The organism is Haloarcula sp. Atlit-47R (genome assembly GCF_003665985.1).
Taxonomy (GTDB): Archaea; Halobacteriota; Halobacteria; order Halobacteriales; family Haloarculaceae; genus Haloarcula; species Haloarcula taiwanensis.
Genome location: NZ_QPLQ01000003.1, coordinates 320530 through 338382 on the forward strand (window position 1 = coordinate 320530; position 17853 = coordinate 338382).

Below are 17853 nucleotides of genomic sequence, written 5' to 3' on the forward strand. Positions count from 1 at the left end.
GACGACGGGATGGAACCGGCTGACTTTCTGGAAGACGCCACGGTCACTGTTGCTGACGATGTGTACGCCGTCTGCCGGACGGCCCACCCAGACCCGGACGCGTTCGTGACGGTGCAGGACGAGACAGAGACCACCGTCGTCGTCGACCAGACCAGCCCAACCGTGGACGAGGCCGCTGACGTGGAACGTGGCTGGAAGCGACTGACCTTCGATGTTGAACTCCCGTTCGAACTGGTCGGGTTCCTCGCAGTTGTCGCGTCGGCCCTGGCCGACGCCGACGTCTCTGTGTTCGTCGTCTCGGCGTATTCGACGGACCACGTGCTCGTCAAACAGTCGGACCTCGAGACGGCGCTTCAGACGCTTGACGACCTCGGGTGTGCGGTTTGAGGCGAGTGCCGCTGAGGTCAAGCCGCGCGCTACGTATGCCAGCCGGGCTATGATACGTAAACGGAAAAACAGAAGCGATGAGTACTGAACACGCTTGCACCAACGTGTATTCGCTGACTGACGCTGACACGTGGCTGCACCAGTTCCGTGTGAACCGCCTCGGGTAGCCCCGAGGCACTCGGCCTGCTCAGCCTGTAGAGACGTTTGCAAGACGCTGCGATCCCATTTTACCGGCATTCCAACGGAACAACAGTACGACACAACCAGGGACTGGACCCTGCCCGATCGTTTGGAGGGAAATGGTGGGCCACAATGGGCAATTTGTGACCCACCGTACTGCTATGTCAGAGGCACGGCTGGGTTCCGGACCCGAGAAACCCTACCAGACGACCAGCAATCAGGGGTGGTTGAAGCGGGGACCAGAACCCACTCGGATGTAATAATCGCCTAGTAAATAGACTTTGTTGAGACATGTCATCGAATGGCATAAGATAAGCCCTCTCGGAAACCGGCCATCCTGCCACAGTCTCTAGCGGTGTCCACAGTTCTACGTCGCACAACTTCGGTCCCGCTATGTGCATCAACGGAGCAGTCAGTTGCTGAGAGTGGGAGAGTCGGGACACATCGAACTAGCGGATACCGCGGCGTCGACGACAGAGTTGAGCCCTGACACAGTCGATAGAATAGACGAATCAATGGGGCACAGAATCCACGCAGGTCTGAGGTGAATGCGGAGAAGCGTGCGCTATATCCTTCATGCCTGCCGAGTTCTGGACCGCAGCCAGACCGCTTACTGATACATTCAGGTAGAGACTGGCACGCCTGCACAACCACCACCGATCAGGCAACAACAGAGTGGGGGGTAGGTGTGCAGCCATGGGGCAGCAGCGTGCAACACACCATTGGAAGTCGTCATCCACGACAACGGGTTCTGGACCCGGGTCAGTTGCTGAATTGGGGCGATCCAGAGGGAAGTGGAGCGGGGACCAGAACCCAACCGATTATTATATGATTAGTATTAAAATACTTGTGCCTTAGACTGACTGTCTTTTTTTCATACAGCTGCTGGGGACTCACCGTCCAACTATCATGACAGCGGATAACTGCGCGTCTACCGCCGAAATTGTCGTCATGACGATCGCCGTCAACGAGGCACTGTTACGCTGAAAATTCAATTCTACAGACGTTCGCACCTGACCACATCGAGGTCCACAGCCTTGCCGAGGAAATGGTCACTCTCGGGCCAATGAAACCCGGGGCTGGTGGCGGCTTCGAGTACAAATCAAAGACGGACCAGTCAACGGAGCAGTATCAACATGTATTCCGGCGGTTTGACGACCTCATCGAGACGAAACCAGGTGAAGTGGTCTTCGTCGATTCTCTCACCGACTTCGTTCCGGTGATATGGAAGTTCTTCGAACCAGGCGATCTGTACTTTAGTGCGCAAACGATCTGTTATATTGTAGCTGAGTCAAACAGTATACTCATCGCTGCTGGAGATGCTGACTTCATCAGTGCACAGCGGCAGGGGCTGCTTGAACGGTCTTTCGAAGCTGTGCTCGACTTCGGATGGTTTGGCGAGGGACTCCGACAACGGCGTACGCTTACCGTCTCAAATTTCGACCTCGTGATCGACCGGGATCGGTTTGTCATTTCTGAGATAGAGACGATTCCCCCCGGGACGATAATTGAGACCTCGTGGCTCCGTGCCTCGTCCCAGCGGGTCTATTGTATCAGTTACCGTTCCTGAGTCAAGTAGGGGTGGCTGGGGTGGCCGCGACCGTCTTGCTGTCGTCTGCGAGGCCTGCTCTCACCGCGGCTGAAAGACGTGAACCGGCCAGTCGGTTTCGTAGTCGAGCGCCACCTCCCGCTCTGTAGCCGTCGGCTCGCGCACCGTGAGTTCGACTGGGTCACCGATGGAGACATCGGCGTAATCGGCGGCGACGCGTCCGAGGAGGCGGCCACCGGCCGCGAGTTCTACGACGGCGACCGTGTATGGCGCGTCTTCCGCGAACGCCGGCGGTGGCGTGTGAACTGCCGTGTACGAGAAGATCTGTCCCTCACGGGGCTGTGGCTCGACGTCGACGGCGCGGCTACCGCAGGCGTAGCAAGCCGGCCGCGGCGGCAACAGGACCTGTCCACAGTCCGCACAGACCCCGCCCAGTAACTCGCCGTCCGCAAGGGTGTCGAAGAACCCCGGCAGTGTCTGGGGGTCGGTCGCATCGAGGTCGCTGTCAGTCATGGTGCCTCCGCCGTCGTGAGCACGTGGCCGACGGTGACAGCGTCAGCGACACCACCTTCGTTGAGCAACAGGGCCGTCTCGGCCCCCTCGACTGCTCGGTCATCTGCGGCTCCGGTGAGCTGCTCGTAGGCTTCGAGCGCCTGCAGGAGTCCGGTCGCGCCGATGGGGTGGCCGCGAGCCTTCAGCCCACCGCTCGGACTCAACTGCACGTCTGTCCAGCCGTCAGCCCGCTCCGCGGGCGGCAGGTAGCTCTGATAGCCCGTGCCTGTAGGCGCGAAGCCGGCAGCTTCCGCGAGGAGCGCCTCACAGACTGTGAACGCGTCGTGAACCTCCGCGATGTCGACAGCCGTGGCGTCGATGCCTGCCTCTTCGTACGCCGTCTCGGCAGCAATGCGAGCGCCAGCGATATCGGTCATGTTCCGCTCAGCGACCGCGATGTTGTTCGCAGCGGCCCCGCTGCCCGCGACGCGCACCTGCGGCCGGTCAAGGTCTGCCGCTAGTTCAGCGGTCGTCACGAGGACAGCGGCGGCACCGTCGCCGACTGGCGCGCAGTCGTAGAGTTTCAGCGGCGGGGCAACTGGGTCCGATTCCAGCACAGTCGCCACGTCGATTTCCTTCGGGAACTGCGCCCGAGGGTTGCGAGCAGCGTTGGCGTGATTCTTCACCGCGATCTCGGCAAGGTCCCGCTCCGTGGCGTCGGTCTCGTGGAGGTAGCGCTGGCCGAGCAGTGCGTACTGGCTGGGTGCGGTGATGCCGGAGCGCTGCTCGATGGCGCGGTCGAATGCCGCCGACAGCGCGTCCGTCGCGCCGCTGGTGCCCGCAGACGTCATCTTCTCGACACCGCAGGCGAGCACGGCCTCATGCTCACCGTTGCGGACATCCTTGACTGCGTGGCGCAGCGCGAGCGCGCCCGCGGCGGCACACCCTTCGACCCGTTCAGCGGGGACATACCGAAGGCCGGCCCACTCCGCCAGCAACGTCCCGTACATGATCTGGTGTTCGTAGCTCTCCGACTGATTACCGACGTACACCGCCTCAACAATGTCGGCAGGGTCGGGCAGTTCGTCGAACGCCTCCGCGAGAGCGACCGAGAACAGGTCGCGGCCCGGGAGGTCCGTGCGGCCGAGCGGTGAGGCACCGACCGATGCAATGACTGGCTGTGGCATCCGTGCCTCCATATATCGAGGTTCTTAGTTAACAGTTCACATTTTCACGGTGCCTGAACTGTTTTCCTGTCGGACGGCACAACCGTTTTAACGGCTGGGAGAGAGGGGGATATAGAGACGATAGAGGCGGAGTTTCTCGGCGTGCAGGTGACACTCGCCGGACTGTTTCTGGTCATTCTCTTTGATGGAGTCTTTCCGTATCCGACTGTCGGGCTGCTGTTCGGTGCTCTGGGAACGACTGTTTTCCTGATGCGCTGCTTTCAGATCCGTGGCCCTGACAGCTACGTCCCCGTACTGAGTAATCAAGCACACTGAAAGTGAGCGGAGGCTGCCGCATAGTTACAGTTATATGCCATTTCGGCATGTGCCGCACTACAACGGACGGTCGGACCGGTACGCAATTATTCACGCCCCCTCCCGGACCCCTCCAGTTCCACGAGTTTGGGTCCGCCCCAGCGAACTCCGTCGTCCTGTTCGTCGCTGTCGGACTATTGCGGGTCGGTCAGTTCCGACTGAGCTACAGACACACCTCCTATGAGGGGTAAAATGACTCGCAACTCCGAACCCGTATATATCGATATTACTAATCAATAGCTATATATAGATTGTGTAGGTAATAGGCCACGGAATGGTTCGAATACCAGACATATGCCGTCGAACCGTGCTGAAGAGTGCGTCTGCTGCCGCTCTGGGGTCCATCGTGGGCACTGCTGCTGGCAGAGAAAACGATCACGACAGCACCGAGCCGCCTATCGCTTCCACACCGATCCTTGCTGCACACCGTGGCTACCGCGGCCTGTATCCGCAAAACACCATTGCTGCTGTCCAACAGGCGGCGTACGGTGGTCGTGGCGGTCCGGGGTACAACACTGACATGATGGAGTGTGACCTCGTACCTGCAGGCGGGAAACCCTGGAAGGGCGAGGACTTCGAAATCGTCGTATTCCATGATGATAAGCTGGACGACCTGACAGACGAATCCGGGTACGTCTGGGAGACAGATGTACAGACCGTTCTGGACGCCGAAATCCGTGACAGCGGAGAGACGATCCCACGACTAGACGAGTTCGTCGAAGCCACTCCGGACAGCATCCCACTCAACATTGAGTGGAAAGCCGCTGGAGTTTCTCCCGACGATGACGCGTCAGAATCGGCCGTTGAGACCTGGGACCCGTTTACGGAGCAGGCGCTTGACGTCCTCTCCACTCACGAGAACGACTTTATCGTTCAGTCGTTCCAGAGGGCTGCACTGGAGTCCGTCAGAAAGTCGAATCCCAATATTCCGATCGCGTACTTGCTCTGGGACTCCATCGAGGAGGGACTGTCTGTCGTCCGTGATCTGGACGCGGAGTACATCCAGCCCCCGTACAATATGATTATGAACACGCCCTTCTTCAACGAAGATTATTACCTCGAAGACCCGGGTTTCGCCGAGATCGATCTGGTCGAGACTGCCCACAAGGAGGGGCGGAAGGTGATCCCATACACCATAACGACCTGGCATCAGGCGGAGAAACTGGTCGAGGCCGGTGTCGACGGAATCATCGCTGACTACCCCGGTGTACTCGATTGATATCTGAGGCATAGACGCAGTGGGAACAGCTAACCGCTCCTTGGTCCCTGCCCTATCCCTCGTCCGCTACAATCGCTGCCAGCTCTGAAAGGTCGGTCACGACGTGGTCGGCACGCACCTCACTCTCCGCCAAGTCCGCGGTACTGGTAACGCCAGTGAGTGGCAGTACCGTCTCCATTCCAGCCTGATTTCCCATTCTGATGTCTGTCTCGAGCCGGTCACCGATCATGAGGCAACGGTCGGGCTCTCCGCCGACCCGCTCCAGCGCCATCTGCAGGATGACGTTGGACGGTTTTCCAATCAACTGGTCCAACTCCTGCCCAGTCACTCCCTCTATCGCTCCGATCATCCCTGCAGCATCGGGAATCTCACCGTCATCTACAGGACACGTTCGATCCGGATTGGTCGCAACGAAGAGCGCGTCGTTCTCAGTGAGTGCGATTAGCGCATCCTGTAGCGTCTGGTAATCGAACCCGAAATCAAGTGATGCGATGACTGTGCCTGCTCGCTCTGGGTCAGTCGTCGTCTTCAATCCAGCGGCGCGCAACTCCGCGACCAGGGCGTCCTCGCCGATAACGTAAATCTCACGCTCCGGATACTGCGCGGATAGATAGTCCGCTGCTGCCGTGGCGGACGTGATTATGTCATCACTGCTGCACTCAATGCCCAGCGCGTTCAGCTTCTCACAGTATGTCTCTCGGCGGTCAATCGGTTTGTTCGTAACGAACAGGGTCGAAAGCCCCGCCTGACGCACTGCTTGGACCCCTTCGGCAGCGTTTTCAACTAATGACTCCCCTCGATACACCGTTCCGTCGAGATCGATAATAGCACTGGTGTACGTCATCTAGAGATTCCCCGTTTCGAACAGTAACGCTTCGGCAGACGCCGCTGCCGACGTATTCACAGGCGCTTCCTTTGCCGCAGGGACCCCGGCGGCCCTCGTACCATCCGGATAGCTCTGGCGGTTCATATCACTTGGAGGCTAATAACCACACCACCGATTCCGATCAGCGACAGGTAGAGCGACTTTCGCACTACCGGCGCTAACAGTGAGCGGTTGATACTCGTTGCAAACCCGATTTTCACGAGGATACTGGAGAGGGTTCCGGCCAGTACGCCCTGTGCCGCTACCGCCGGCGATATCTGGCCAGTCGATGTCAGCGTCACTGCAGTCGTTGTCGTCGTGCCGCTCGAGACGATGCCGCTGAGGAAGCTCGTAATCAGGAAGCCAGCTGTTCCGAAGATACGCTGTGCGCCAGCGGTGAGAATCAAGACAGCAAGGAAGAGCACCCCGAATTTCAGCGCGTTCGCGCTACTAAACGGGGAGTCGAAATCCAGTTCCAGATCGCCCTCCCAGTTGCTATCGTAATATGCGAGTCCAACGCCACTGATGGCGATCAGGCCGAGGGGGAGTCCAACGCTGACAGCCGACTCGGGGACGAACGCAACGATGATCGCTAAATTCCGAACCGCCATCGCCGCATCAGCTATCAGTATCGTTCCCACTGCAAGCTCTGTGATTCCCACGTTGTTCTTTGCACGGCCCGCGATTTCACCGATCACGGCGGTGGAGTTCACCAACCCACCGAAGAAACCAGTGACAGCGATCCCCTTGCTGCCGTATCGTTGCATCACGATATAGTTGACAAACCCGATCCCACTGACTGCGATTACGAGCATCCAGACCAGTTTCGGATCAATCGCATCCCACGGCCCGTACGTTCCACCGGGCAGGAGCGGATATACGACAAATGAGATGATCGCAAACTCACCGGCGCTGCGTACTTCCTCTCGGGATAACTGGTTGGCAAACTCGTGTAGCTCCCTGCGAAGGACTAGCAGGAACGACGACGTTATCCCAATGATGACGCCGATCAGGACGTGATTAGCACCAACCAAAATCCCGACCGCGTACGCGACGAGGAGCGAGGTCGACGTTGTCAGGGACAGGCCAGAGTCTAGCTCACCATCGTCGCCAGTCCACTGTGCGACTATCCCCCGGACTCCAAGCAACCCCCCCTGTACGAGAACAAGCGCTCCGCCAGAAGCAAGTAGGATTGTCTCGTTGAGCGACATTGCGGCAGCCCCCACTAGGCTCGTCAGGGTAAACGTGCGGATTCCTGCGGATTTGTTGGCCCACTCTCGTTCGAGCCCGAGCAGCATTCCCAGCGCACCTGCGATAAAAAGGTGGAGTATCTCAGGATCGACAGTTATCCCCTCTATACCTCCGAAAACAGCCGTATTCGCGATTGCACTCATTACAGTCATCTTAACTTTCAAGCGGTGGTTCCGTCATTTTTATATAGTCTATATACTACTATATTCTATATGGAGACAAATATACTGATGGGTAATAGGTGTTGGCCTTGAGTCTGGCCTGAATATCGATATAGTCTCTGTGGAGACCGAAAGCGTCTCTCGATTAGCGGTTAGTACCTAATATCTGTCATACATTGTGTTTTGATATTGATTTTTCATACTACGTCATGTATGGCTGAAACTCGTTTTGAAGGCTATATCGTTTTGTCAGATTTAAACATAAATACTTTTTAACCCAGATTTCGCATATGTCTGCGTCGACAATGAAACAGAACCCAGTTGACCGACGATCTGTGCTGAAAGTTGGCGCTACTGCGCTCGCAGCGGGCGTTGCAGGCTGTTCTCAGGAGAGTAGCCAGAACACCGAAGCATCTGGTGGAGATAGCACTGATAGCGGCGGCGGCTCCAGTAGCGGTGACGGTAGTTCCGGACAAAGTAACAACTATCCCGAGTTCGATCCGGCGAACCCGGAGTTCCCGCAGCTGATGCAGACGCTCATCGAGGCAGGATTCGAGACGGGGTCCCTGCAGGACCTGAAGAACATGAAGGAACGCGAGTCCCCTCGCTACGGTGATCCCGTCCAGAGTACTCCCGACAATGAAGATGAGCTGATTGACCCGGACCGTATCGCGTTTGCGATGACGCCGACAGAGGATCCGGCAGTCTATCGGGATACCATGCAGCCGCTGATGGACAACATCGCCGAGGAAACGGGGAAATCAGTCAAGTACTTCCCCCTCAACTCGTACGCGTCACAGATTGAGGCGATGCGATCCGAACGCCTCCACGTCGCCGGGTTCTCCACTGGGCCAACGCCGTTTGCTGTGAATCTGGCTGGTGCTGTCCCGTTCTCACTCCAGATTTCGAAAGAGGGTGACTTCGGCTATCGGCTGTGGCTCGCCACACAGGCAGACAACGACGAAATCTCCTCGCTAGAGGATCTCAAGGGCAAGCGTGTCGCACACGCTGAGCCGTCGTCCAACTCCGGGAACCTGGCTCCGCGTGCGCTGTTCTCGAACCAGGGTGTCACTCCGGGAGACGACTACGAAGTGAGTTACTCTGGCGGGCACGAACAGAGCATCCTCGGTGTGGCAAACGACGACTACGATGCTGCCCCGGTTTGTAGCACCTGTGTCACGCGTGTTGCCGAGGCGGACAACATTGACCCGACGAATCTCAAAGTCGTGTGGGCCAGCAATCCGTTCCCCACAACGAGCTTCTGTTACCGCTACAACCTGAAACCAGAAATTCAGGAAGGTATCAGGGCGGCATTCCTCGATTACGACTACTCTGACACCAAGATCGCGGAGGTCTTCGGTGGTCGCGGAAAGTGGACGGAGATCGATTACGCCACAGTCTACGATATCATCCTGCAGATTCAGGAGAATAACGAGATCAAGTACAACACCGATAACATCGAAGGCTAAGAAGAGACTCGAATAATGCTCACTGTAGATAATTTGGAAAAAACGTACGACTCCGGTGATAAAGCACTCAAAGGTGTCTCATTCGAAGTCAGTGGAAACGAGATCGTTGCAATCATCGGGCCAAGCGGGGCCGGGAAAAGCACACTCGTTCGTAGTATCAACAGGCTGACCGAGCCAACTGGTGGGCACGTCTCACTCGACGATACAGAGGTCACTGGCCTGGACAAATCAGCCCTTCGCGACGTCCGTCGCGATATGGGTATGATCTTCCAAGAGTTCAATCTTGTAGAGCGCCTTACGGTCATGGAAAACATACTCTCCGGCCGCCTGGGCTATCTCAGCACGTGGAACGCGTTCCGGCGGAACTTCCCACCGGAGGACATCAGGCGCGCACGGGAGATTCTCAGTCGCGTGAATCTTGAAGGCGTCGAGAACAACCGTGCAGATGAACTCTCTGGTGGCCAGCGACAGCGCGTTGGTATCGCCCGTGCCGTCATTCAGCGGCCGAAAATCCTGCTCGCTGACGAGCCGACGAGTGCGCTGGACCCCGACACCTCCCGAGAGGTCATGAGCCTCCTGACGGACATCGCTCATGAAGACGATATCCCCATCATCATCAACATCCACGAAGTCGATCTAGCGGTCGACTACGCGGACCGCATCATCGGTCTCAGTGACGGTGAAATCGTCTTTAACGGCCCGCCCGACGATCTGGATCAGGCAGCCAGAGACGAAATCTATCGCGGTGGTGAATCCATTGCGGACCGCGAAGAGCCGAGTGCCAGTAGCAGCACCGACTCTGACGACGTTATTGCCGAGCGAGGTGACTAATCAACATGGCTGCTGAATCTGGATCGGCTGTTGAAGGATCCTGGGAGCGACCCACAGTCTTCTACAACAAGAAAGTCAAGTATCTCATCTACGGGCTTATCTTGTTGTTCTTCGCGTATAGCTTCTGGAACCTCCGGATTTCCCCCAGCCGATTTATGCGAGGGATCGGAGCCGGTGTCGAGCTCGTCTCGAGCATGCTCCCACCAGCGTACACTCCGTCGCAGCGGGAACTCCTCATACAGGGAATCGTCGAGAGCATTGTGATGACGATTGTCGCCACGACAATGGGAATCATCGTCAGCGTGCCGGTCGCTGTCATGTCTTCCAACAACCTCTCGCCGAAGCCAGTCTACTACGTCGGCCGCAGCATCGTCGCCGTCACGCGCTCGCTTCACGAACTCATCGTCGCGATCATTATGGTCAAAGCGGTCGGGTTCGGTCCGCTCGCTGGTGTCCTTGCGCTCGCGTTCAAAACCATCGGATTCTTCGCGAAGCTCCTCGCAGAGGAAATCGAGGACATCGACCGCGGACAGATGGAGGCGATCACCGCGGTCGGCGGGACACCCGTCCAGACGTATCTCTACGGCGTGCTCCCACAGGTAATGCCCCGGATTGTCGGGCTGTCGATTTACCGGCTCGACATCAATCTCCGTCACAGCACCGTCGTTGGGATTGTCGGAGCGGGTGGTATCGGGATCACACTGCTGAACTCCTTCGATAAGTACGATTACCAGTTCAGTATGGCGATTATCGCCGTCATCGTCGCGATTGTCATGGTCGGTGAAGGCGTCAGCGCTCTCGTCCGGAGGCGGATCCAATAATGTCAAACAGCACTGACTCCTGGAGCCGGTTCGATCGCCGTGAGCGATTGCTCCGGTTCTTTGGACTACTGGCTGGGCTTGTCATCCTCGTCGCAGCCTGGCGTGCCATGGAAGTGAATTACGGCTACGCCGTGACTGCTCCGCGCGAACTGGCTGACCTCTTCGGCCGGATGTATCCTCCCAATGTGGGATACTCCCGGAAAATTGTCGGGCCGCTCCTCGAGACCATCAATATCTCCATCCTCGGCACGGCACTGGCCATCGTGATGGCGATTCCGGTCGCGTTCCTCGGCGCCAGCAACACGACGCCCAACAAGCCGGCGTACCTGCTGGGTAAGTTCATCATCTCGTTTACCCGTTCGGTCAACGTCATCATCTGGGCGCTGATCTTCGTGGTTATCTTCGGCCCGGGAGCCCTCGCTGGCGTGCTTGCGATTTCGATCAGGTCGATCGGGTTCACTGCAAAGCTAATCGCAGAGGCCATCGAAGAGATCGACCGCGGGTCTGTCGAGGCGATCACAGCAGCTGGGGCATCGTCCGTTGATGTACTCATCTACAGTATCGTTCCACAGATCAAGCCGGCGTTCATCAGCGTCGCGACGCTTCGATGGGATATCAACGTCAGAGCGTCGACGATCATCGGATTCGTCGGTGCAGGCGGGATCGGCGTCCCACTACAAACAGAGATCAATTACTTCAATTGGGAAGCAGTCCTGACGATACTCATCTCGATTCTGGGCCTTGTGCTCATCAGTGAAGCCATCTCAGCCTATCTGCGCAAGAAAGTGATGTAGGCGTTCGCATCTCGCGTCGCCTATTATTTGCCACACTATTAGATAATACTATAAATAATATATCAGAAACCTTATATATCTAGAGTATATATAGCCAGTGGGGCCAACGCCAGTGTCTGCCAACCTGGTTTTCCCCTTCTCCGTTTTACGAGTCGCCATCAACGGAGACAGCGCCGCGTGAATTTACTCCGAGAGCTTCGTGGATGACTGGCCGATTTAGCGATATAATACGCCGGCTAAAACGCACGAATAACGAGCCCACAACAGTTATTTAGAATCCAACAGTAGCCCTGGTTCGTTGATACAGGGCAGCTCTTCGAAGTGGTTCCTGGCACTCATGATGCTTGAAGCGATGTGTAGCCGCTAGTTGACTCTGTCAGACACGGGCTTTCGAACCCTGCCAGTATGCTCACACCGATTCGTGGCCGCTTCGCTACTGGGGGAAGCGGTGTAACACGGGAGAACTTCCAAAAACCCGTCACGAGGACCAGCAACGACTCAGGAGTAGTCAGCAAACGAATGGTGGGCAGCCGGGGGGAGTGGCGTGCACGCACCACCCAAAGTCGTCATCCACGACGACAGGTTCTGGACTCGGGCCAATCGATGAACTGGATTAGACTCAAGGGGAGATGGAGCGAGGACCAGAACCCACCTAACAATATACAGTTGGTAACAAAAACAGTTGTGATATCTGCGTTCCGTCTGTCGGTTCTGGGATGACTGTACGGCCGGCATCGTTCCCTATTCCGGGAAATAAAAATCGGATTTCGACTGTCTGTGCGGGGACGTGTCCCTGAGTTTGGCGATTTTAGACGGATTGCAGTTTCGGACAATGACGACGTCGTAGGCGTCGTCCGAGGCAATCGATCCGCCGACACTGCTGATGCTCGTGACGAGGTGGCCGGCGTTTTCGCTCCCGATAAAGACCATTGACGCGTCTTCTCTCTTGGCCATCTTGCGGATGGCTTTCGCCACCGACCCGGCCGGCGCGTACCGATCCACGACTGTATGTCGGAAATCGGAAGCCGGACACAGGTCTATCACCTGCTCGTGCAGTGAGGAGACAACTGTCTCCAAGTCGAATTCTTCGTTCGGCCCGATCCAGTCGTGTTCCCGAGCGTACTCCGCATTCCCGTTCCGGACGACACTGACGGCCAGCACCTCCTCTTCGAAGACGTTGCCGAACTCCGTCGCCCGAACGAGTGCTGCCTCGGCTAATTCAGAGCCGTCGAACGGCACAACGAGGGTCATATACCGACTATTAGACAAGCAGACAAGTAACACCGCATCCATTCTTACACAGCGGGAAACCAGCATCAGGCTCTATGAGCCAGCACCCCCCGAGAGCCGAGGGGGCCGCGCACAGCACAGGGCCTATAGCTGTCGAGAGCGGTGGCGATGAACAGGCTGCCCATCGACTCGCCGGAAACGATAATAGACAGAGAATCGGCTGGTTCATCGACAAGCTCGTGAGACACAGTCCTTTTCAGCGCCTGTCGCATGAGAGGCTTCTATTCTGACAGTATTGCGGTCAAATACCAGTCCTGTGAGACGCTACTGAAGCTCCGACCGTACCTCGACTTGTAGCAATACCAGTGGTGGTATCGCAGTGAGTCGGATTATTAATAGTAGACGACACTAAATGCGACGTATGCGAGTCGCGGCAGTTGGTATCGGTGGCGCTGGAGGCCGGATCGTTGAGCGACTGTGGCAGGACAACGAACGCCGCGAAGGACCATATCTCGGCGCAGCCTGTGCCCTCGACACGGACACCGAAGCGCTCGGCGAACTCGATGGACTCCCGTCCGACCGGCGGCATGCCTTCGGGCTCTCCGAAACAACTGGGATCGGAACGAACGGGGACCGAGCGAGCGGTATCGCCGCTATCGAAGACGAACGGCTCGAGATTCGCCGGGCGATAGACGAACTGATAACGAGTGATATCGACGCTATCGTCCTCGTGGCCGGGCTTGCAGGCGGGACTGGCAGCGGTGCCACAGCCCACGTCGCCCACGCGCTCAGAGAGGTTTACTCGCTCCCACTCTACTGTTTAGCGGTGTTACCAGCCGGCAGGGACGACGACGCAGCCGCGAACACGATGCAGGCACTCCAGGCGCTGGAATCGCCTGTCGACGGACAGATACTGTTCGACAACGAAGCGTGGCTCGGAAGCGGCCAGACGGTCGATGAGACCTCCGAGACACTGAACGAAACCGTTGTGGCGCGGCTCGGGGCGCTATTCGCCGCAGGTGAGGCGACGGCATCCGACACCGTCGGTCAGAGTGTCGTTGACGCTAGCGAGATTATCAATACCCTCTCAGACTCTGGTTTCACAACACTTGGCTACGCCAGTCAGGACCTGCAGGCGGATAGCGGGGACGGAGACGGGACAGTTATAGGCCAGCTCAAAAACCGCTTTCTCGGGGACAACTCGGACGATGTTGACGAAATAGAGGCATACAACGCCGTCGAGACGACACTCCGCCGAGCGGTACGTGGCAAACTAACGATCCAGTGCGAGGTGGCGTCCGCCGATAAAGCCCTAGCTGTGTTTGCCGGGCCGCCCGCGTGGCTGCTCCGGGAAGCCGTTACCGACGGGCGGCGATGGCTTACCGAGGAACTCCAGTCGCCGGAGGTCCGGAGTGGCGACATGCCCACGCCCGACCGAAACACGCTGTCGGTTTTAGTCGTACTTAGCGGCGTCACAGAACTGCCGCGGCTGGTGGAACTGAAAAAGTTAGCCGAACAATCGACATAACGACCTCTAATTGGAACAGCTGGCGGACGCCGCGGTCGAAGCTACGTTGCTTTGGAGCAGTGAATCTCACCCAGCAACGAGGACGGTCTCACCGAGGCGGCCGGGAACGGAAGCACATTACCGAGAAGTCACAAGCGAAATCCATTTCCATACGTCACTGGAATCGGCTTTGAGCGATGTCAGTTCGGTTACTCCAGTACTCTGACATTGAGACCGGCTGTGACGACCCCGTTCGGATGGGGCAGCTCGCCGGAACAATCCAGTCCGTCCGCGGAGAGGACACAGTCGTCGCCGGTACCGGCGACAACACTGCCCCGGGTGTTCTCGCTCACTATTTCGAAGGCCGTCAAGCGCTACCGTTTTTCCGGGCAGTGAGTACCGATGTCGAGACGGTAGGAAACCACGATTTCGACTTCGGGACTGCGCCCATTCTAGACGTCATCTCGGAGAGTCCACAGGAGTGGATCGTCGCGAACGTCGCTGCCGGCGACAGTGAAGCCGGTTGTGGTTCTGGCATCGCTGGGTTAGAAGGAATGACAGTTCTACACCGAGATAGCCAACAGATCGGATTCGTCGGGGTAATCGATCCCGCGACGCCCCGAATTGCTCCAACCGGCGCGTCGGAGCTGACCGTGACCAGTCCTGTCGAGAGCGTGCGAACAGCGGTGGGTGAACTCGGTCACACTGTCGATCAGTTCGTGGTGCTCGCACACTTACGGCGTGATTATGAGACCGCCGTTGCGGCCGTCGACGGTGTCGACGCGGTCCTCGGGGGCCACGTCCACAGGGAACGCCACGAGATCGTCGACGGAACACTGGTTATCCGCCCCGGAGCAAACGGGCAAGTGGTCTGGGAAGTCGAACTGTTCGACGGGAATCGTCCGCCGGTGGCCACTCGGCATTCGACAGCCGAGGGACCTATCGACAAGTCGATGGCCGATACGACCCGCGAGCAGCTGGCCGATGTCGGCTTGCTGGAGACTGTCGCCACTGTCGACGACCCGATCTATCGCGATATCGACCGGCGTACCCGCGGCGAGAGTCGTATTGGCAACCTCGTGGCCGACGCCTATCGCTGGGCGGCTGATACCGATGTCGCCTTCGTCCACAATGGCGGCCTTCGAGAGGGGCGACCCCTGTCTGGTGAGGTCACGGCTGGCGAGGTGGCCAGCCTAAACCCCTTCGGCGGTAAGGTGGAGGTCCTCCGCCTTTCGGGTGACCAGCTACGAACGCTCTTGAAGGCAGCCTTCCGTCCCCACCGCGATGACGGACGGCTCTGGCACGGCGACATCAGCGGGATGACCGTCGAGTACGACACCGAAACTGGACGGCTAGTGAGCGTGGCTGTCAACGACCAGCCTATCGACGCCGGTCGCGAGTACAGGATTGCCACCAACTCGTACGTCGTCTACAGCGACAACTGGCCGATTCCGCGCGAGACAGCCGTCGATTCGGTCGGACCTCCGTTCAAGACTGTTGCAGACTACGCTCGCGAAGAAGGCCTCGCTGTCCAGGTGGACGGACGGCTCCGAGAATGCTGATGAGTTCACGCGAGGAATGACTGTGTATATGGCCTAGAAACGACGTTGAAGCCCGCTCAAAGTGAGCCGCTTATTCGGTGGCGAGTCGCGTAAGTATATATTCGAGAACAGACAGCGGTTTGCGCTACGCTGAGAACTCCACGTCGCGTCAGATTTGAGCCGGGAAAGTAGACACGTTTTTACTGATCGATTCTGGATTTCGTATCATGGCGGTAGATAACACTCGCTGTGAAAGCGGCTGTGCTGCCACGCTTCCCGATGTTGTGCCGTTCAACCTCGATCATTTGACACGTCAGAGCTGGGAACTGGGCACACGCTCTATTCAGGACGAGCAAACGATAGAACTCGGCGACTGGTCCTATCAGGCCGGGCAGTGGGCCCTGTCGCTGTTTGAGGTGACAAGCGAGACCGCCATTATCCGCATCCAGACACCAGTTGGTCGAAAGCGGTATTACGGGGCGATTCAGTCAGAGGTCCGCACGGCGATGCAAGAACTCGAAGCGAGCCCGGCCTGGCAGAAAGTTGTGTGAGTACCGACACTATTGACTTCTGCCTCTAAATTAGATTCCGCTACAGAGCGCCTGAACACAGACTGACCACGAAGCAGCGCGTCGGAACAGCTTGTCTCCAGCTTTCAGCACACGCCTCGATTCTGTGGCTGATACCGCGAGGCTACTGCTCACCGGGCGGGTCGTAGTCATCCGAGAGGAAGATACTGTCCTGCTCCGAGTCGAAGTAGACTTCCAGCGCCCGGAGTGAGCCGGCATAGGCTGCAACCATTACGAAAGCGAATCCGATCAGGCCGGGGAGGAGGAATTCAACGGCCATTGTGCGACACCATCCGCTTCTTCGTAATAAGTGATTCAATCAGGATACGTGGTCCAGCTTCTCATTCAGCGCAGGTATCGTGGCGAACACGTCGTGGTCGGCCGCCGCCACGCTCAGTCGGTGTACCAGTACGCCCAGAGAATCAACACGCCCTGCAGTGGTAAGCGTGCCCAGCGGACCAGTGCAGATGGCTGGCCGCCGCCCGTGCCCTCGATGGTGACCATGGAAACAGCCATGTAGACGTTTGCGGGAAAAATCGCGACGAGCAGTGCGATCGTCGCCCATGCAGCGTATGAGCGCGTCTGCGGTACCAGCAGGCCGAACCCGACACCGATCTCGGCGACACCGGACAGGTACACCAGCGCAAGCGGTGCTGGCAAAACCGGCGGCACGATCTGGACGTATAGTTCCGGCACGACGAAATGCAGTATCCCAGCAACGACATACAGGGTCGACATCACGTAGCACAACGGCCGTTTGAACTGCCGCAAGCCAACATGCATCTACGACCTTGTTCGGCGGCCAGTCCAAAGCAAGTTGGGATTTGTGCTTCCGTGAGGAAACAGAGTCCCAGTCTCTCAGCCGGGGAGAAAGAGATTGAGAACGGCCACGACTACGCCGGCAAGTCCCATTCGCGCGGCGGCAACGTACCACTGCTGGCCCGAAATCGAACCCATGTAGGCACCGAACGCACCCAACACACCGACACCGAGGCCAACCGCGATGAGTGCCGCCTCTGTCATTGTGACGACGGTTCCTGCGACAAGGAACGGGGTCAGCGGAATCAGAATCCCGACCAGCGGGCCGAGGCCGCTCATAATGGCGTGGACGAAGCGGGCACCGCGCTGGTTTCGCTGCACGCGGGTATCATCGAGATCCGTAAGCATCGCTTGCTCGATACGTCTGATTTCGGCCCGGGTTTCGGCACGTTCGATTTCCCACACGCTCCAGACTGCAGAGGTCCCGAGGCCAACTGCCGCGCCCAGTCCGATTTTGATCACAGTGTATCCATCAGGGACCCCAGACAGGACAGCGCCGACGATGATGCCGATGCTCGTGAGTGTCCCGTCAAAGCCGTTCGAAATGAAGTACCGACGGGAGATAGCAAGAACATCTTCCTTTCCGAGCAGTCGCCTGATGAATTGTCGAATGGACGCCACAGCGCA

At 57.9% G+C, this 17853-nt stretch carries 18 protein-coding genes; 10 read left to right on the plus strand and 8 right to left on the minus strand.

What is annotated here, in order from left to right:
- Positions 1-9 precede the first annotated feature (9 nt).
- Together DVK00_RS13695 and DVK00_RS13700 are read left to right on the plus strand one after the other, a co-directional pair.
- Positions 10-387 carry an ACT domain-containing protein gene (locus DVK00_RS13695; protein ID WP_101351889.1) on the plus strand — a complete coding sequence of 126 codons (378 nt, stop codon included), beginning with the start codon at positions 10-12 and terminating at the stop codon, positions 385-387.
- A gap of 1246 nt (positions 388-1633) precedes the next feature.
- A complete protein-coding gene (locus DVK00_RS13700; RefSeq protein WP_121577867.1) occupies positions 1634-2137 on the plus strand; it encodes a hypothetical protein in 504 nt (167 codons plus the stop codon).
- 60 nt (positions 2138-2197) lie between these two features.
- Here the strand turns inward: DVK00_RS13700 and DVK00_RS13705 are convergent, their stop codons facing one another.
- Both DVK00_RS13705 and DVK00_RS13710 read right to left on the minus strand, forming a co-directional pair.
- The gene (locus tag DVK00_RS13705; RefSeq protein WP_121577868.1) at positions 2198-2629 is read right to left on the minus strand and encodes a Zn-ribbon domain-containing OB-fold protein; all 432 of its coding nucleotides are present in this window, start codon (positions 2627-2629) and stop codon (positions 2198-2200) included.
- Positions 2626-3795 carry a beta-ketoacyl synthase N-terminal-like domain-containing protein gene (locus DVK00_RS13710; RefSeq protein ID WP_101351943.1) on the minus strand — a complete coding sequence of 390 codons (1170 nt, stop codon included), beginning with the start codon at positions 3793-3795 and terminating at the stop codon, positions 2626-2628. Before DVK00_RS13710 ends, DVK00_RS13705 begins: the two co-directional genes overlap by 4 nt.
- Positions 3796-4495: 700 nt before the next feature.
- Here DVK00_RS13710 and DVK00_RS13725 point away from each other — a divergent pair.
- The gene (locus DVK00_RS13725) at positions 4496-5368 is read left to right on the plus strand and encodes a glycerophosphodiester phosphodiesterase (RefSeq protein ID WP_232794571.1); all 873 of its coding nucleotides are present in this window, start codon (positions 4496-4498) and stop codon (positions 5366-5368) included.
- Positions 5369-5420: 52 nt separating this feature from the next.
- Here the strand turns inward: DVK00_RS13725 and DVK00_RS13730 are convergent, their stop codons facing one another.
- Together DVK00_RS13730 and DVK00_RS13735 are read right to left on the minus strand one after the other, a co-directional pair.
- The gene (locus DVK00_RS13730) at positions 5421-6212 is read right to left on the minus strand and encodes an HAD-IIA family hydrolase (protein ID WP_101351893.1); all 792 of its coding nucleotides are present in this window, start codon (positions 6210-6212) and stop codon (positions 5421-5423) included.
- Between the two features lie 122 nt (positions 6213-6334).
- Positions 6335-7636: a DUF4010 domain-containing protein gene (locus tag DVK00_RS13735; RefSeq protein WP_198560258.1), complete on the minus strand. Its 1302-nt coding sequence runs from the start codon at positions 7634-7636 to the stop codon at positions 6335-6337.
- Between the two features lie 299 nt (positions 7637-7935).
- Between DVK00_RS13735 and phnD the strand changes: the two genes are divergently transcribed.
- From phnD to phnE (DVK00_RS13755), 4 genes are read left to right on the plus strand one after another with little or no spacing between them, the layout of a single operon-like run.
- Positions 7936-9114, plus strand: coding sequence for a phosphate/phosphite/phosphonate ABC transporter substrate-binding protein (gene phnD, locus DVK00_RS13740; protein WP_198560259.1), 1179 nt, complete (start codon positions 7936-7938; stop codon positions 9112-9114).
- Between the two features lie 15 nt (positions 9115-9129).
- Positions 9130-9945 (plus strand): phosphonate ABC transporter ATP-binding protein, encoded by an 816-nt coding sequence (phnC, locus tag DVK00_RS13745; protein ID WP_101351894.1) that lies wholly within the window; start codon positions 9130-9132, stop codon positions 9943-9945.
- Between the two features lie 5 nt (positions 9946-9950).
- On the plus strand, positions 9951-10766 hold the full coding sequence (gene phnE, locus DVK00_RS13750) for a phosphonate ABC transporter, permease protein PhnE (protein WP_101351895.1): 816 nt from the start codon (positions 9951-9953) through the stop codon (positions 10764-10766).
- The gene (gene phnE / locus DVK00_RS13755) at positions 10766-11560 is read left to right on the plus strand and encodes a phosphonate ABC transporter, permease protein PhnE (RefSeq protein ID WP_053967803.1); all 795 of its coding nucleotides are present in this window, start codon (positions 10766-10768) and stop codon (positions 11558-11560) included. The genes phnE (DVK00_RS13750) and phnE (DVK00_RS13755) overlap by 1 nt, the downstream gene beginning before the upstream one ends.
- 741 nt (positions 11561-12301) lie before the next feature.
- Here the strand turns inward: phnE (DVK00_RS13755) and DVK00_RS13760 are convergent.
- Entirely contained in the window at positions 12302-12811 is a 510-nt protein-coding gene (locus DVK00_RS13760) for a universal stress protein (protein ID WP_121537117.1), read from the minus strand.
- Between the two features lie 400 nt (positions 12812-13211).
- Here DVK00_RS13760 and DVK00_RS13770 point away from each other — a divergent pair, with 400 nt between their 5' ends.
- The 3 genes from DVK00_RS13770 (at position 13212) to DVK00_RS13780 (ending at position 16389) form a co-directional block, all read left to right on the plus strand.
- Positions 13212-14318, plus strand: a complete 1107-nt coding sequence (locus DVK00_RS13770; protein ID WP_121537121.1) for a tubulin/FtsZ family protein — start codon at positions 13212-13214, stop codon at positions 14316-14318.
- A gap of 176 nt (positions 14319-14494) precedes the next feature.
- Positions 14495-15859 (plus strand): bifunctional UDP-sugar hydrolase/5'-nucleotidase, encoded by a 1365-nt coding sequence (locus DVK00_RS13775; protein WP_121577870.1) that lies wholly within the window; start codon positions 14495-14497, stop codon positions 15857-15859.
- 206 nt (positions 15860-16065) lie between these two features.
- Positions 16066-16389, plus strand: coding sequence for a hypothetical protein (locus DVK00_RS13780; RefSeq protein WP_101351900.1), 324 nt, complete (start codon positions 16066-16068; stop codon positions 16387-16389).
- A gap of 142 nt (positions 16390-16531) precedes the next feature.
- Here the strand turns inward: DVK00_RS13780 and DVK00_RS21780 are convergent, their stop codons facing one another.
- The 3 genes from DVK00_RS21780 to DVK00_RS13790 form a co-directional block, all read right to left on the minus strand.
- Positions 16532-16687: a hypothetical protein gene (locus DVK00_RS21780; RefSeq protein WP_199722467.1), complete on the minus strand. Its 156-nt coding sequence runs from the start codon at positions 16685-16687 to the stop codon at positions 16532-16534.
- A gap of 113 nt (positions 16688-16800) precedes the next feature.
- Positions 16801-17190, minus strand: a complete 390-nt coding sequence (locus DVK00_RS13785; protein WP_121577871.1) for a DoxX family protein — start codon at positions 17188-17190, stop codon at positions 16801-16803.
- A gap of 75 nt (positions 17191-17265) precedes the next feature.
- Positions 17266-17847 (minus strand): VIT1/CCC1 transporter family protein, encoded by a 582-nt coding sequence (locus tag DVK00_RS13790; protein ID WP_101351902.1) that lies wholly within the window; start codon positions 17845-17847, stop codon positions 17266-17268.
- Positions 17848-17853 lie beyond the last annotated feature (6 nt).